This is a genomic window from Pseudomonas capsici, assembly GCF_017165765.1.
GTDB lineage: Bacteria > Pseudomonadota > Gammaproteobacteria > Pseudomonadales > Pseudomonadaceae > Aquipseudomonas > Aquipseudomonas capsici.
In genome coordinates, this window is record NZ_JAFGZD010000007.1 from 64,364 (window position 1) to 79,638 (window position 15,275).

General features: G+C 59.6%; 17 protein-coding genes. 8 read left to right on the top strand and 9 right to left on the bottom strand.

The window, feature by feature from the left end; genetic code table 11:
- Positions 1 to 64 precede the first annotated feature (64 nt).
- From JSY17_RS11650 to JSY17_RS11665, 4 genes are read left to right on the top strand one after another with little or no spacing between them, the layout of a single operon-like run.
- Positions 65 to 547: a Fur family transcriptional regulator gene (locus JSY17_RS11650; protein WP_117163896.1), complete on the top strand. Its 483-nt coding sequence runs from the start codon at positions 65 to 67 to the stop codon at positions 545 to 547.
- Complete coding sequence (znuC, locus tag JSY17_RS11655; protein ID WP_117163895.1) at positions 547 to 1,344, top strand: zinc ABC transporter ATP-binding protein ZnuC; 798 nt, start codon at positions 547 to 549, stop codon at positions 1,342 to 1,344. The genes JSY17_RS11650 and znuC overlap by 1 nt, the downstream gene beginning before the upstream one ends.
- Positions 1,337 to 2,125, top strand: a complete 789-nt coding sequence (znuB, locus tag JSY17_RS11660) for a zinc ABC transporter permease subunit ZnuB (protein ID WP_206402968.1) — start codon at positions 1,337 to 1,339, stop codon at positions 2,123 to 2,125. The genes znuC and znuB overlap by 8 nt, the downstream gene beginning before the upstream one ends.
- A gap of 38 nt (positions 2,126 to 2,163) precedes the next feature.
- Positions 2,164 to 2,889: a PA5502 family lipoprotein gene (locus JSY17_RS11665; protein ID WP_117180576.1), complete on the top strand. Its 726-nt coding sequence runs from the start codon at positions 2,164 to 2,166 to the stop codon at positions 2,887 to 2,889.
- Between the two features lie 86 nt (positions 2,890 to 2,975).
- Here JSY17_RS11665 and katE read toward each other — a convergent pair whose 3' ends face one another.
- Positions 2,976 to 5,159: a catalase HPII gene (gene katE, locus JSY17_RS11670; protein ID WP_206402969.1), complete on the bottom strand. Its 2,184-nt coding sequence runs from the start codon at positions 5,157 to 5,159 to the stop codon at positions 2,976 to 2,978.
- Between the two features lie 273 nt (positions 5,160 to 5,432).
- On the opposite strand from katE, the gene JSY17_RS11675 reads away from it, so the two are divergent.
- From JSY17_RS11675 to JSY17_RS11685, 3 genes are read left to right on the top strand one after another with little or no spacing between them, the layout of a single operon-like run.
- Complete coding sequence (locus JSY17_RS11675) at positions 5,433 to 6,440, top strand: methionine ABC transporter ATP-binding protein (protein ID WP_117163891.1); 1,008 nt, start codon at positions 5,433 to 5,435, stop codon at positions 6,438 to 6,440.
- Positions 6,440 to 7,114: a methionine ABC transporter permease gene (locus tag JSY17_RS11680; protein WP_025257817.1), complete on the top strand. Its 675-nt coding sequence runs from the start codon at positions 6,440 to 6,442 to the stop codon at positions 7,112 to 7,114. The genes JSY17_RS11675 and JSY17_RS11680 overlap by 1 nt, the downstream gene beginning before the upstream one ends.
- A 54-nt stretch (positions 7,115 to 7,168) precedes the next feature.
- Positions 7,169 to 7,942, top strand: coding sequence for a MetQ/NlpA family ABC transporter substrate-binding protein (locus tag JSY17_RS11685; protein ID WP_117180574.1), 774 nt, complete (start codon positions 7,169 to 7,171; stop codon positions 7,940 to 7,942).
- A gap of 82 nt (positions 7,943 to 8,024) precedes the next feature.
- Here the strand turns inward: JSY17_RS11685 and JSY17_RS11690 are convergent, their stop codons facing one another.
- From JSY17_RS11690 to JSY17_RS11710, 5 genes are read right to left on the bottom strand one after another with little or no spacing between them, the layout of a single operon-like run.
- On the bottom strand, positions 8,025 to 8,657 hold the full coding sequence (locus tag JSY17_RS11690) for an SCO family protein (protein WP_117163889.1): 633 nt from the start codon (positions 8,655 to 8,657) through the stop codon (positions 8,025 to 8,027).
- Positions 8,654 to 9,547, bottom strand: a complete 894-nt coding sequence (gene cyoE / locus JSY17_RS11695) for a heme o synthase (RefSeq protein WP_117163888.1) — start codon at positions 9,545 to 9,547, stop codon at positions 8,654 to 8,656. The genes JSY17_RS11690 and cyoE overlap by 4 nt, the downstream gene beginning before the upstream one ends.
- The gene (locus JSY17_RS11700; protein WP_206402971.1) at positions 9,544 to 10,611 is read right to left on the bottom strand and encodes a COX15/CtaA family protein; all 1,068 of its coding nucleotides are present in this window, start codon (positions 10,609 to 10,611) and stop codon (positions 9,544 to 9,546) included. Before JSY17_RS11700 ends, cyoE begins: the two co-directional genes overlap by 4 nt.
- Positions 10,612 to 10,623: 12 nt before the next feature.
- Positions 10,624 to 11,205 (bottom strand): hypothetical protein, encoded by a 582-nt coding sequence (locus JSY17_RS11705; RefSeq protein WP_206402973.1) that lies wholly within the window; start codon positions 11,203 to 11,205, stop codon positions 10,624 to 10,626.
- Positions 11,171 to 11,917 (bottom strand): SURF1 family protein, encoded by a 747-nt coding sequence (locus tag JSY17_RS11710; protein WP_206402974.1) that lies wholly within the window; start codon positions 11,915 to 11,917, stop codon positions 11,171 to 11,173. Before JSY17_RS11710 ends, JSY17_RS11705 begins: the two co-directional genes overlap by 35 nt.
- 74 nt (positions 11,918 to 11,991) lie before the next feature.
- On the opposite strand from JSY17_RS11710, the gene JSY17_RS11715 reads away from it, so the two are divergent.
- Positions 11,992 to 12,195, top strand: coding sequence for a twin transmembrane helix small protein (locus tag JSY17_RS11715; protein ID WP_117163885.1), 204 nt, complete (start codon positions 11,992 to 11,994; stop codon positions 12,193 to 12,195).
- Positions 12,196 to 12,200: 5 nt separating this feature from the next.
- Here JSY17_RS11715 and JSY17_RS11720 read toward each other — a convergent pair whose 3' ends face one another.
- The 3 genes from JSY17_RS11720 to ctaD are packed head-to-tail and all read right to left on the bottom strand — an operon-like array spanning position 12,201 to position 15,263.
- Entirely contained in the window at positions 12,201 to 13,091 is an 891-nt protein-coding gene (locus JSY17_RS11720) for a cytochrome c oxidase subunit 3 (protein ID WP_117184734.1), read from the bottom strand.
- 13 nt (positions 13,092 to 13,104) lie between these two features.
- Entirely contained in the window at positions 13,105 to 13,662 is a 558-nt protein-coding gene (locus JSY17_RS11725; RefSeq protein ID WP_117180570.1) for a cytochrome c oxidase assembly protein, read from the bottom strand.
- Positions 13,663 to 13,670: 8 nt separating this feature from the next.
- On the bottom strand, positions 13,671 to 15,263 hold the full coding sequence (ctaD, locus tag JSY17_RS11730; protein WP_206402976.1) for a cytochrome c oxidase subunit I: 1,593 nt from the start codon (positions 15,261 to 15,263) through the stop codon (positions 13,671 to 13,673).
- Positions 15,264 to 15,275 lie beyond the last annotated feature (12 nt).

Consider the following 15,275-nt stretch of genomic DNA (forward strand, 5'->3'; position numbering starts at 1 on the left):
AACCACTCATATAAGACAGGAACGGGTAACATAATAACGTCTCTAGCAAATATCGTCGCCGCTCATGCCTATTACACCGTTGGCCAGCCGTCCTCACGATCACTCACATTGCGTGCATTCCGCGCTCACGGAAGCCGATGCGCTGTGCGCCAGCAAAGGTCTGCGCCTGACGACGTTGCGTCGTCGCGTGCTGGAACTGGTCTGGCAAAGTCACAAGCCGCTGGGTGCCTACGACATCCTTGCCGTGCTGAGCGATGAAGACGGTCGCCGTGCCGCACCGCCCACTGTCTACCGGGCGCTGGATTTCCTTCTGGAAAACGGCCTGGTGCATCGTATTGCATCGCTCAACGCCTTTACCGGCTGCAACCACCCGACCCACGCGCATCAGGGCCAGTTCCTGATCTGCCGCGAGTGCCACGCCGCCATTGAACTGCAGCACGCCTCCATCAGCGATGCCGTGGTCAATGCTGCCAAAGAAGTCGGTTTTCAGGTCGAAGGCCAGACTGTAGAGATCGTCGGCATCTGTTCCGGCTGCAAGGCTGCCTGATGAGTAATGCGTTGATTCGCCTGGAGCAGGTTGCTGTCACGCTCGCCGGGCAAAACGTTCTGCACAACATTCAGTTGAATGTCAGCCCTGGCGAAATCGTCACCCTGATCGGCCCCAATGGCGCTGGCAAGACGACGCTGGTGCGTGCCGTGCTGGGACTGCTCAAGCCCGATGCCGGGACGGTCTGGCGCAAGCCTGGCCTGCGGGTCGGGTACATGCCGCAAAAGCTGCATGTGGACCAGACCCTGCCGCTCTCGGTGCTGCGCTTTCTGCGACTGGTGCCGGGCGTGGACCGGGCGGCGGCGCTGGCCGCGTTGCAGGAAGTCGGTGCCGAAAAGGTCATCGACAGCCCGCTTCAGGGGATTTCCGGCGGTGAGATGCAGCGCGTCCTGCTGGCCCGTGCCTTGTTGCGCGAACCCGAGCTGCTGGTTCTCGACGAGCCGGTTCAGGGTGTCGATGTGGCTGGGCAGGCCGAGTTGTACAGCCTGATTACCCGTCTGCGGGATCGCCATGGTTGCGGCGTGCTGATGGTTTCCCATGACCTGCATCTGGTGATGAGCACCACCGATCAGGTGGTGTGCCTGAACCGTCATGTCTGTTGTTCTGGCCACCCGGAACAGGTCAGCAACGATCCGGCGTTCGTCGAACTGTTCGGCAAGAACGCGCAAAGCCTGGCGATCTATCACCACCATCACGACCATGCTCATGACCTGCATGGCGAAGTCGTGAGCGGCGACGCGACGCCAGCGTCCCCCATCCACACCCATGTCCATGGAGACAACTGCAAGCATGGCTGATTTTCTTCTTTACGCCTTGCTCGCAGGCCTGGCCCTGGCAGTGGTCGCGGGTCCCCTTGGTTCCTTCGTGGTCTGGCGGCGCATGGCGTATTTTGGCGACACCCTTTCCCACGCGGCCCTGCTGGGTGTGGCGCTGGGCTTTCTGCTGGACGTCAGCCCGACGATTGCCGTGACCGTCGGCTGTCTGCTGCTGGCGGTCCTGCTGGTCACGCTGCAGCAGCGCCAGCCGCTGGCTTCGGACACGCTGCTGGGTATTCTCGCACCGAGCACCCTGTCTCTTGGGCTGGTGGTCCTGAGCTTCATGCATGAAGTGCGTATCGACCTGATGGCCTACCTGTTTGGTGACCTGCTGGCGATCAGCCAGACGGATCTGGCCTGGATTCTGGGTGGCAGCGCACTGGTTCTGGTGCTGATTGTCTGTCTGTGGCGACCGTTGCTTGCCGTGACCGTGCATGAAGAACTGGCCAGGGTCGAAGGCCTGCCGGTGGCCTCATTGCGCATGACGCTGATGCTGCTGATTGCTGTGGTGATTGCGGTGGCGATGAAAATCGTCGGGGTTCTGCTGATTACTTCGCTCCTGATCATTCCCGCGGCTGCGGCACAACGTCACGCCCGCTCTCCGGAACAAATGGCCCTGGGCGCAAGCCTTATTGGCGTGACGGCCGTGTGTATTGGGCTATCGTTGTCATGGTTCAAGGACACCCCGGCCGGACCGTCTATTGTGGTATCCGCTGCGGCACTGTTCTTGCTCAGCTTTGTTCTACCCAAGCGAGCGGTGTAGACTTGCTCGTTTTTTGCGCAACCTAGAGAATCGCAGGAATGAAGCCGCTCGCCTCCCGTTATCTGCTGCTTGTCGCATTTTCCATCCTGTTGGGTGCCTGCCAGAGTGCCCCGACTGTTGAAACGCCTGTGGCCGAAGCTCAGCCGGACGGGTTCGCTCAGCTGGAGCAAAGCATTACCAGCAATGAATTGGCGACTGCCGAAGAGCAATTGGCGACCCTGCAGGCTGCAGCGCCGACCGATATTCGCCTGGAGCCTTTCCAGCGCCGGCTGGCGGAGGCCTATCTGAGCCGCAGCCAGATCGGTCTGCAGAAAGGCGACATGAATGCCGCTGCTGCCGCCTTGAGTCGTGCCCGTGCGCTGATGCCCAAGGCACCGGCGCTCACCAGCGGGGTCAATGGCGCCATTGCCCATGCCCGCAAGGCTGAACTGGAAAAAGCCGAAGCCGAACTGCGTGCTGCTGAAGCCAGACGCGTTGCGAAGCTGATCGACCCGGATGCCGAAAGCACGACCATCGATTTGAAAATCGGTGACATGCCGCAACTGCGTCGCCAACTGGATGCAATTGCCTCCGATACCGTGGCATTCAATTGCGAAGTGCTGTTGCAGGTCCCCCGCACCGATGATTACCCATGGCTGGCGACTTTGCTGACCAAGCGCGTAGTCAGGATCAATCCGGATTTCGAGCTGGAACTGCGCCGTCAGATCGAGCGCAATGAGTCTGCGCAGGTTGTCTTGACCCCGGCCAAGCCTGTTCGCGAATAAACGGGGTCGGTCAGCGGGATACAGCTTGATGGCGACAACGTGAGGTCGCCAGCAAGCTGCCTCCTACCCCGGAACGACCCCCCCGATCAGGCAGGCACTGCCTTGGCTTTCGCTTCGCGATCCCATACCCGGTGCTGGGCGATTGCATTGAAGAAGGCATCGTATGAGCTGCCAGTCACCACCAGCAATCCCGCGTCTTGGTCCAGATGCAGCAGATCCAGCAGCGTCTTGGCATCGCTGGCCAGTGCGATGGCCTTGAGGTGTTTGTAGGCTTCCAGCACGAAATGCAAGGCAACCCCGTCAGTGCTCAAGGCTTTTATCGAGTCCTTGCCGCCGGGGATGAATACCGCATCGAATGCCACTGACGGCAGGCCTTCCATCGAAGCATCCACCGCCAGGCTCTTGCCATCCGCTGTCACCACAGGCGCAGATGTCGGTCCCAGCACCTTGCCATGCGCACCCTCGGCTTGCAGAGCCGCTTTCAAGGCTTCGACGGCTTTTGCGTCCACGCCATTGGCCACCAGGATGGCGACCTTGCGTGAAGCGATATCGCCCGAAAGCAGATTGTCCTGACTCAAGGCCGGGGACTGCTTGATGGACGAGGTTTTGGCAGGGACTGTTCCGGCTTTCGGCGCAGGCAGCCCGAGGTTCTGTGCCACACGCCCGGCCAGTTCCAGATCGATATTGGCCAGAATCTCGTTCACTGTCCGTGCCCGGATATATTCGCGCTCCACCTTGCCCAGCTCGAAACTGTAAGCCGAGATGATGTGCTCTTTCTCGTGCTTGCTCATGCTCTGGAAAAACAGCGTGGCCTGAGAAAAGTGGTCGCCGAAGGACTCGCTGCGCTGGCGTATCTTGTGCGCATCGATGCGTTCCGGATACGACTCGAAGCCACCGTCCTCTGCCGCGACAGGGGTTTCCTTCGGCCAGCCACCGTCGATGGAGTTCGGTTCGTAGGACGCCCGGCCCTTGTTGATCGTCGTGCGATGTTGCGCATCGCGTTGCCCGTTGTGGTTGGGTGCTACCGGACGATTGATCGGAATCTCGTGGAAGTTCGGCCCGCCCAGGCGGCTGATCTGGGTGTCGGTATAGGAAAACAACCGGCCTTGCAGCAACGGGTCGTTGGAGAAGTCGATGCCCGGCACGATATGGCCCGGGCAGAATGCGACCTGCTCGGTTTCGGCAAAGAAGTTGTCCGGGTTGCGGTTAAGCACCATCTTGCCCAGTGGCGTGACCGGAACCAGCTCTTCGGGGATGATCTTGGTCGGGTCCAGCAGGTCGAAATCGAAGTTGTGTTCGTCTTCCTCGGCGACGATCTGCACCCCCAGCTCCCACTCGGGGTAGTCGCCCATTTCAATGGATTCCCACAGGTCGCGGCGATGGAAGTCGGTGTCCTTGCCCGCCAGTTTCTGCGCCTCGTCCCACACCAGCGAGCAGACGCCGTATTTGGGCTTCCAATGAAACTTCACGAAGCTCGACTTGCCTTGGGTGTTGATCAGGCGAAAGGTGTGCACGCCGAAGCCTTGCATGGTGCGCAGGCTTTTCGGGATGGCGCGGTCGGACATGGTCCACAGCACCATATGCGCCGACTCCGGCACCAGCGATACAAAATCCCAGAAGGTGTCGTGAGCCGAGCCACCGGTGGGGATTTCGTTATGAGGTTCTGGTTTCACGGCATGCACGAAGTCCGGAAACTTGATGGCATCCTGAATGAAAAACACCGGCATGTTGTTGCCGACCAGATCGAAATTGCCTTCATCGGTGTAGAACTTGACCGCAAAGCCGCGAACATCCCGTACCGTATCGCCCGATCCCCGTGGCCCTTGCACGGTGGAGAAACGCACGAATACCGGGGTTTTCTTGCCTGGGTCGCGAAGGAAACCGGCCTTGCTCAAGGTGGCATGATCGTCATAGCTCTGGAAGTAACCATGGGCCGCAGTACCACGCGCATGGACGATCCGCTCCGGGATGCGCTCATGGTCGAAGTGGGTGATCTTCTCGCGCATGATGAAGTCTTCCAGCAGCGAAGGACCCCGGCTGCCGGCTTTCAGCGTGTTCTGGTTATCGGCGATCTTCACGCCCTGATTGGTGCGCAGGGCCTGTTTCGTTGCATCGGAGCGAAACGGTTCGAGGCTTTCCAGTTTCTCGTTGGTATTGCCTCGATCAAGGGTGTCTGTTCCTGCCAGTTCGCTGTTGGGTGAAGTGCTTACTGGCGGCTTTTTCGGGCTAGACATCGGGTGCGTCTCCTCATTCCCAGGCCCTGACTTCATGTCGGGCTCTTTGATCCAGTTCCCTTGGCAAGCCATGGGAATCACGGTGTTAAAGGAGTGACCTGTCTGGCAAAGTGCCGTTCAGTAAATTTTCCGCCCGGTAGCACCACCGGTCGCGTTATGCCAATTCAACATGAAAGCTGGCAAATAAATGCTAAGCAGTGCTTTGCGGAAAGGCTAAAATGCGCGCCCGGCTTATCCCGCCGAGGTAACGAAGCAAGTGACTGAGGTCACTGCGCTGATTTTTTAACGCGCCCCCACAAGGTTCGCTCCGTGATCGAGTTTCATAACGTCCATAAAACCTACCGGGTTGCAGGCAAGGATATTCCGGCTCTGCATCCCACCACCCTGCGTGTCGAAGATGGCCAGGTATACGGCCTGATCGGCCATTCCGGCGCTGGCAAAAGTACTTTGCTGCGTCTGATCAACCGCCTTGAAACCCCGAGTGGCGGGCAGATAGTGGTCGACGGCGAAGATGTCACGGCACTGGACGCCAACGGCCTTCGGCGTTTCCGTCAGCAGGTCGGGATGATTTTCCAGCACTTCAACCTGCTGTCTTCCAAGACCGTTGCCGACAACGTGGCCATGCCGCTGACACTGGCGGGCGATATGTCCCGCGAGCAGATCGATCGGCGAGTGGCCGAGCTGCTGGAGCGTGTCGGGCTGTCCGACCATGCCAGAAAGTATCCGGCGCAACTGTCCGGCGGGCAGAAGCAGCGCGTCGGCATTGCCCGCGCCCTGGCGACCAAGCCCAAGATCCTGCTGTGCGATGAAGCCACCAGTGCTCTGGACCCGCAGACCACTGCATCGGTGTTGCAGTTGCTGGCCGAGATCAATCGCGAGCTGAAACTGACCATCGTGCTCATCACCCATGAAATGGATGTGATCCGCCGTGTCTGCGATCAGGTGGCCGTGATGGACGCTGGCGTGATCGTCGAGCAGGGCAATGTGGCCGATGTGTTCCTGCACCCGCAGCATCCGACCACCAGGCGCTTCGTCCAGGAGCATGAGCAGGTCGACGAGAACGAGCAGCGTGACGACTTCGCTCATGTGCAGGGGCGCATCGTGCGCCTGACCTTCCAGGGCGATGCCACATACGCGCCGCTGCTGGGCACGGTCGCCCGGGAAACCGGCGTGGACTACAGCATCCTGGCGGGCCGTATCGACCGCATCAAGGACACTCCTTACGGGCAACTGACGCTGGCCATCACTGGCGGCGACATGGAGGCCGCCTTCGCCCGCTTCACCGCCGCTGACGTTCATATGGAGGTGCTGCGCTGATGGACGCTTTCCTGAATCTGTTTTCCAACGTCGACTGGTATGAAATCTGGGTCGCCACGGGCGATACCCTGATCATGCTCAGTGTCTCGCTGGGCTTTACCATCCTGCTGGGCCTGCCTCTGGGCGTGCTGATGTTCCTGACCTCGCCTCGCCAGTTGCTGGAGCACAAGCAGCTGTATGCAACGGTCGGGCTGATCGTCAACATGCTGCGCGCCCTGCCCTTCATCATCCTGCTGATCGTGATGATGCCGCTGACCGAGATCATCACCGGCACCTCGCTGGGCATTCTCGGTACGTTGCCACCGCTGATTGCCGGTGCCACGCCGTTCTTTGCCCGTCTGGTGGAAACCGCCTTGCGTGAAGTGGACAAAGGCATCATCGAAGCGACCCAGGCCATGGGTGCCACGACCCGGCAGATCATCCTCAAGGCGCTGCTGCCCGAGGCACGCCCCGGCATTCTGGCCGCCATTACCGTGACCGCCATTGCGCTGGTGTCCTTCACTGCCATGGCGGGTGCCGTGGGGGCTGGCGGGCTGGGTGACCTGGCAATCCGCTATGGTTATCAGCGTTTCCAGAACGACGTGATGTTCGTGACGGTCGTATTGCTGTTGGTGCTGGTGCAGATTCTGCAGACCGTCGGTGACAAGCTGGTCGCGCACTTCACCCATCGTTAATCGAATTTGTGGGTAGGGCCTGCTTGGTGCGGGCCTCATAAAAGGAGCTGTTGCATGAAAAAACTATTGGCCGTATTTGCCGCCGTTACAGCATTGTCCGCACAGGCCAACGAAACCCTGAGCATCGCCGCGACCGCTGTCCCGCAGGCCGAGATTCTGGAATTCATCAAGCCAACACTGGCCAAGGAAGGCGTGGACCTGAAAATCAAGGTCTTCACCGACTACATCCAGCCGAACGTACAGGTTGCCGAAAAGCGCCTGGACGCCAACTTCTTCCAGCACCAGCCGTACCTGGATGAGTTCAACAAGGGCAAGGGCACCGATCTGGTCACCGTGGCCAAGGTTCACGTAGAACCTTTCGGTGCCTACTCGGACAAGTACAAGAAACTCGAAGACCTGCCAAGCGGCGCAACTGTCGCGCTGCCAAACGATGCCACCAACGAAGGCCGTGCCTTCCTGTTGCTGGCCAAGGCCGGTCTGATCACCCTGAAGGACCCGAGCAGCATCCTGGCAACACCTAAAGACGTTGCCAGCAACCCGAAGAACCTGAAGTTCCGTGAACTGGAAGCCGCCACCCTGCCGCGCGTGCTGACTCAGGTCGATCTGGCACTGATCAACACCAACTATGCGCTGGGCGCCAAGCTCGATCCAACCAAGGATGCGCTGGTGATCGAAGGTGCCGAGTCGCCTTACGCCAACATTCTGGTTGCCCGCCCGGACAACAAGGATTCGGACGCCATCAAGAAACTGGCTGCTGCGCTGAACACTCCAGAAGTCAAAGCGTTCCTCGTCGAGAAGTACAAAGGCGCTGTGGTTCCGGCGTTCTGATAAACGAATCATGTGGAGGCAGCTTGCTGGCGACTCTTTGGCTGCAAGCTGTCTTCCACAAATTTCGCCCAAACGGGTGGGGTTATTTTCGCTGCAACAACCCAGGCATTTGCACCACCAGCTTCTGGCTGCTCAACGGTGCACGAATGAACCCGCGCTGAGTGCCGTCCGGCCCCAGCAGTGCCAGGTTCCCGCTGTGGTCTACGGTGTAGTTCGGCTTGCTGGTATCGGCAGGGATGAACGGAATGCTTACCGCATTGGCCAGTTTCTGAAGATCCGCCACCGAGGCGGTCAGCCCGACGAATTCCTTGTCGAAATAACCCAGGTATTGCTTGAGTTGCTGCGGCGTGTCGCGGTTCGGGTCAACGCTGATCAGTACCACGCGCAGGTTGCCGACCACGTCCTTGGGTAGCTCGCTCTTGATCTGACGGATCTGCGCCAGCGTGGTCGGGCAGATGTCCGGGCAGAAGGTGTAGCCGAAGAACAGCACCGTCCATTTGTCTTTCAACTGGTTGATGACAACGGGTTCGCCGTTCTGGTCGGTCATCGTCAGGTCGGGCAGGTTACGGCTTTGCGGCAGCAGGATGATGCCCGCATCGATCAGGGCCGTCTGATCGCCCGCCCCTTTGCCCGACAGCACGCGGTTGAAGGTCAGGCCCAGGAGCAAGGCCACGATGGCGACAAGGATGAATACGGTTTTCTGGGTTCGAGTCATGGTTTCAACAGTAGGTAGTGATCTGCGAGCAGGGCAACGAACAGCAGGAACAAGTAATGGATAGAGTACTTGAAGGTGCCGATTGCCGCGTGCGGTCGAGTGCCACGGTACAGCACCCGGCTCCAGTGCAGGAAGCGTAAACCCAGCAGGAATGCACAAATCAGATAGGCAATGCCGCTCATGTGAATCGCATAGGGCAGCAGGCTGACTGCAAACAGGATGCAGGTGTACAGCACGATATGCACCTTGGTGTAGTGCTCGCCATGGGTGATCGGCAGCATCGGGATACTGGCCCTTGCGTATTCGGCCTTGCGATGAATGGCCAATGCCCAGAAGTGTGGCGGGGTCCAGGCGAAGATGATCAGCACCAGCAGCAGGGGCTCGGCACTCACCTGCCCGGTCACGGCCACCCAGCCCAGCAAAGGCGGTGAAGCGCCGGCCAGCCCGCCGATGACAATGTTCTGCGGCGTGGCGCGTTTCAGAAAGCCGGTGTAGATCACGGCGTAGCCCATCAGTGATGCCAGGGTCAGCCAGGCGGTCAGCGGATTGGTGAAGGCCAGTAGCAGAAACTGCCCGAGCAGCGTCAGCAGCAAGGCCAGGACCAGAGCGTTTTCCGGTGCAATCCGTCCCTGAGCAATCGGCCGTTTGTGAGTGCGGGCCATCAGGGCATCGATATGTCGGTCCAGCACATGATTGATAACGGCGGCGCTGCCCGCACACAGTCCGATCCCCAGATTACCGAATACCAGAACCGTCCATGGCACGCTGTTATGGCTGGACAGCAGCATGCCGACCAGGGACGTGATCAACATCAGCGTCACGACTTTGGGTTTGGTGAGCTCCAGGTAATCACGCCATACGGCCTGACGTTCCTGACTCAATACGCTCATGGCAGTGTGTCCTTCCTGGTCGGCAGCATATTTGCCCATGAGATTGCCAGGCGGGCTCGATCAGGGTTGCGGCGTTCGCTGCTGGAAGCCGCACGTGTACGAAAATTGATCAATGTCAGCGTCACCATCAAAGCCGCGCCTCCCGCGTTATGGGCTATCGCAACGGGCAGGTGCAGATTGAGCAGCACATTGCCGAACCCCAGGCCGATCTGTATGCCGAGGATCAGCACCAGCAGTTTCGCCAGCCCTTTGAGCCCGGCGCGCTTGAGTTGCCAGGCCAGGATCAGCAGCGCGCAGGTAACCAGCAGCGCGCCGAGGCGATGGGTCAGATGAATCGCGGTGCGGGCTTCGCTGTCGAGTTTGCCGCCCAGATAATCGGGACCGATGTGCTGGGTCAGGTGGAACCCATTGGCGAAGTCCGTCTCCGGCCACCATTGCCCTTGGCAAGTGGGCAGGTCGGTGCAGGCCAGCGCTGCATAATTGGAACTGACCCAGCCGCCCAGGGCGATCTGCAGCGTGACCAGCACCAGCCCCAGCGCCGCCCAGTGCCTGAGGCGTGCGGGCAAGTGGGGTAATGGGGCGAAAGCACCGCTCAGGCGCAGGGTCAGCAGGAACAGCAGACTCAAGGTGGCTACGCCTCCCAGCAGATGCGCTGTGACCACTTGCGGCCAGAGTTTGAGGGTTACGGTCCACATGCCGAAAGCTGCCTGAACGAAGACCACTGCCACCAGCAGAAAAGGCAGTTTCAGCGGTTGCCCGGCCAGATGGCGACGCTGCCAGGCTTTTATGGCCAGCCACATGATCGCCAGGGTCAACCCGCCTGCGAAATAGCGATGCGTCATCTCGCTCCAGCCTTTTCCTGCATGCACCGGGGAGTCTGGGAAGTGCAGTTGCGCATGCGCCAGTTGCCGGTCGGTGGCAGGTACGCCAATGAATCCGTAGCAGCCCGGCCAGTCAGGACAACCCAGGCCAGCATGGGTGAGCCGGGTGTAAGCACCGAGTAGCACCACGAACAACGCCAGCAGCGTGGCAAGCAAGGCGATACGAAAGCCGGGTCGGGTCATGACGACCTCCCTTTATCCGATGTTCGACAGTTTCAGAAGTTGGCGCAGGTCGATCAGCAGGTCCTTGCCGTTGACCTTGGCGCCATAGCGCAGCACAAGGTTGCCGTGTGGATCGACGATCCATAGCTGCGGCGTATCGTCGGGCAGCACTTTCCGGTAACGGTCGACATCCAGTGGATAGCGCTGCAGTTGTGGATAGTCCTGGCGAAGTTTCTCGGCATAGTCGTCACTGAGCGGCGCAGATGTGGCCAGGGCATGACTGGCCCGCGTGGCATCGCGACCCAGACCGATCTGGATCTGCCGTGCCAGATAAACCAGTTGCTGACAGTCGGCATTGCATTGCCCGGGTGCGCTGACCAGCAATTGCCAGCGCTGCTCATCGGTCTGGACACCCAGATCGGCGCGGCTTTGGCCATTACCGATCAACTGGCCGTGATAACTGCGACTGTCCGGCACCCAGAAGTTGAAGCGGTACATGCTGGTGGCCAGAATCATGGGACCGACCGCCACCAGTACCAAGATCAGCAGTTGCAGGCGGCCTCGCCTTCGCTTGCGGGACTCAGGTGCGCCGACGGGGTTCATGGCTGCTCCCATGGGGTTTTTCCTCCGTTTTTCTGTTGCGCCAGCCCCAATACAGTCCCAGACCGAGCAAGGCGGTGGCCAGGGCGAACCACTGCACGGCATAACCCACATGTTTTTGCGGATCGATCGCCACCACCGGCCAGTCAACGCGATACGCCGCACTGCCCGGCTCAAGCCGCAACTCGTGTGAATAACCCTGACGATCCAGCGTTGCCCAGAGCTTTTCGGGCGCGATTGCGGTCACCAGTTTCGGCCACGAATCGTTCAGCGCATCGGCTTGCAGGTGAAAGCTCTCGCCCAGAGGGACATGGACCCAGGCAGTCAGGTCCAGCGGCTGGCTTGGGGTCGTGAATGCTGGCGGTGTACGTCGGTCCGGCCAGGGCAGCCAGCCACGATTTATCCACAGCCATAAACCGCTGCTCTGATCCTGGAAAGGCTGGAGCAATTCGACACCGGCCTTGCCGTCGCGGGTGCTGTTATCGAGCAGCAGACTGTGGGCGGCATCGAACCGTCCATGCAATTGCACACGCCTGTAGGCGGGCTCTTCGATATCTAGCAGTCGGGCGATATCGATGGGTTCGGCCGCCTGGCTTTCGGCGTAACGCCCGAGTATCACGCGCTTTTCCTCGGCCCGGTTCAATTGCCAGAAACCGAGCATGAACAGCAGCGGCAGCACCGCCAGAATCAGCAGCACAGGCCCCGAACGCCGGATGAAGCGGTTCATCCCGTCGCCCGTTCCGGCATCGGGGCCATGCCTATACTCCATTGCATCATGGCGATTGCTCCTGGAGTTTTCACATGCTCAAAGCAGCGATTGTTCTTATGTTGGCAGCCACCATTACCTGCCTGTTCAGTGGCCTGTTCTTTCTGATCAAGGACGACAATCAGTCGACCCGGCTGCTCAAGGTGCTTGCCTTGCGGGTCATCCTCGCCGCTCTCACCCTGGCGCTGATTAGCTGGGGGTTCTACAGCGGCCAGCTGGTTTCACACGTGAGCTGGTAACGGCCTCACAGGACATACACAAAGGTGAACAGGCCAACCCACACCACATCTACAAAGTGCCAGTACCAGCTCGCGGCCTCGAAACCGAACTGATGCTCGGCATCGAAATGCCCGCGCAGAATCCGCATCAACATCACAAGCAGAATGATCGTGCCGATGGTGACGTGGGCGCCGTGAAACCCGGTCAGCATGAAAAAGGTCGCGCCATAGATCCCGGAACCCAGGGTCAGACCAAGCTCTTGATAGGCATGCACGTACTCTTCGGCCTGCAGGGCCAGAAAGCTGCAGCCCAGCAGTACGGTGACGGCCAGCCAGGCTTTGAGTGCGCCACGATGGGCCTTTTTCAAGGCGTGATGGGCAAAGGTAACGGTCACGCTGGAGCTGACCAGCAGAATGGTATTGATCAGCGGCAAATGCCACGGATCGATGACCCCCTTGGGCGGCGGAAACAGTTTCGGGTCGGGGTTTTCCAGCAGCGGCCACTGGAACTGAAAGTTCGGCCACAGCATATTCGAGATGCCGTTGGAGCCCTCGCCGCCCAGCCACGGGCCGGTCCAGACCCGTACGTAAAACAGCACGCCGAAGAAAGCCATGAAAAACATCACTTCGGAAAAGATGAACCAGACCATGCCCCAGCGAAACGAGCGGTCCATCTGTGCGCTGTACATTCCGGCTCGCGCTTCCTTGACGACCGCACCGAACCAGCCAGCCATCATGTAGGCCACCAGCAGACCGCCCACGAAAAAGATCAGCGGCCCGTTGGATTCGGGTCGTCCGGCCTTCAGGTCATTGAACCAGGTGCCCAGGCCGAACATCGTGACCAGCAGGGCCAGCGTGGCAATGATGGGCCATTTGCTTTGCGCCGGAACGTAATAGTGCTCATGGGGCGTCGCCATTTGAGCGTCTCCTTCAGCCACCGTTTTTCACGACAGGCAGAACGGGTGGCTGGCGTGCAGTGATATCGAACAGCGTGTAAGCCAGGGTCAGGTGTTTCACTTCTTTGGGCAGATCGCGGTCAACGATGAAACGCACCGGCATTTCGATCTGCTCTCCCGGTTGCAGCATCTGCTGGGTGAAACAGAAGCATTCGGTCTTGTGGAAATAGGCCGCCGCCTGACCGGGGGAAATACTGGGCACGGCCTGGGCCGTCATCGCCCTGTCGGTGGGATTGCGGGCGATGAAAATCATCTCGTTGACCGCTCCGGGGTGAACTTCGACTTCATCGTTGCGCGGATGAAAGGCCCAGACCATGTCCACCGCATTGGTCGAGATGAACTGCACACGCACCAGCCGCTGCTGATCGATCATTTGCGAGCCCTGGTACTGGCCGCCGGTCTTGCCATTGATGCCGAATGCCCTGCACATCACGTCATACAGAGGCACCAGAGCGAAACCAAAGGCAAACATCACCGCTACTATCAGCAGCAGGCGAGTGACGAGGCCTTTGATCGAATGCACTTTGCTCATATCGGTACTCACTTCACTTCGGGCGGTGTGCTGAAGGTGTGATAGGGCGCGGGCGACGGCAGCGTCCACTCCAGCCCGTCAGCTCCATCCCAGGGCTTGGCGGGTGCAGGCGGGCCGCCGCGAATGGTCTTGATCACGATGAACAGGAAGAACAGCTGTGTCGCACCAAAGGTGAAGGCACCGATGGACGACACCATGTTGAAGTCCGCGAATTGCAGGTTGTAGTCGGGGATTCGCCGCGGCATGCCCGCCAGGCCAAGAAAGTGCATCGGGAAGAACGCCAGGTTCATGCCGACGAATGACAGCCAGAAATGCAGCTTGCCCAGGGTTTCGTCATACATGTGTCCGGTCCACTTGGGCAGCCAGTAATAGGCCGAGGCGAAGATGCCGAAGATCGCGCCAGGCACCAGCACATAATGGAAATGCGCCACCACGAAATAGGTGTCCTGATACTGGAAGTCGGCCGGAGCGATGGACAGCATCAGTCCCGAAAATCCACCTATGGAAAACAGGATCACGAATGCCACGGCGAACAGCATGGGCGTCTCGAACGTCAATGAACCCTGCCACATGGTACTGACCCAGTTGAACACCTTGACCCCCGTCGGTACGGCGATAAGCATCGTTGCGTACATGAAGAACAGTTCGCCCACCAGCGGGATACCTACTACGAACATGTGGTGCGCCCATACGATGAACGACAGAAAGGCGATGCTCGCCACGGCGTAGACCATTGAGGTATAGCCGAACAATGGCTTGCGCGAGAACGCAGGAATGATCGAGCTGACCGCCCCGAAGGCCGGCAGGATCATGATGTACACCTCGGGATGGCCGAAGAACCAGAACACGTGCTGGAACAGCAGCGGATCACCGCCGCCGGCGGCATTGAAGAAACTGGTCCCGAAATGGATATCCATCAGCATCATGGTCACGCAGCCGGCCAGCACCGGCATGACCGCGATCAGCAGAAATGCGGTGATCAGCCAGGTCCAGACGAACAGCGGCATCTTCATCAGGGTCATGCCGGGGGCTCGCAGATTGAGGATGGTGGCGACCACATTGATGGCACCCATGATTGAGCTGATACCCATCATATGAATGGCAAGCATGAAGAAAGTCACGCTTTCGGGTGCATAGGTCGTTGAAAGGGGCGCGTAGAACGTCCAGCCAAAGTTGGGGCCGCCGCCCGGATGAAAGAGCGTTGAAACCAATAATAGAAAGGCCGCAGGCAGCAGCCAGAAGCTGAAGTTGTTCAGGCGCGGCAAGGCCATGTCCGGTGCGCCGATCATCAGTGGAATCATCCAGTTGGCCAGGCCGACGAAGGCGGGCATCACTGCCCCGAAAACCATGACCAGACCATGCATGGTGGTCATCTGGTTGAAAAAGGCCGGCTCGACGATCTGCAGACCCGGCTGGAACAGCTCGGCGCGAATCACCATGGCGAACGAGCCGCCCAGCAGGAACATGGTGAAACTGAACCACAGGTACATCGTGCCGATGTCCTTGTGGTTGGTGGTCAGCACCCAGCGCATCAGGCCCCTGGCGGGGCCGTGGGCATGGTCATGGCCGGTTCCGCCATGGTCATCGATCACTGCACTCATGTTTCAGTCTCC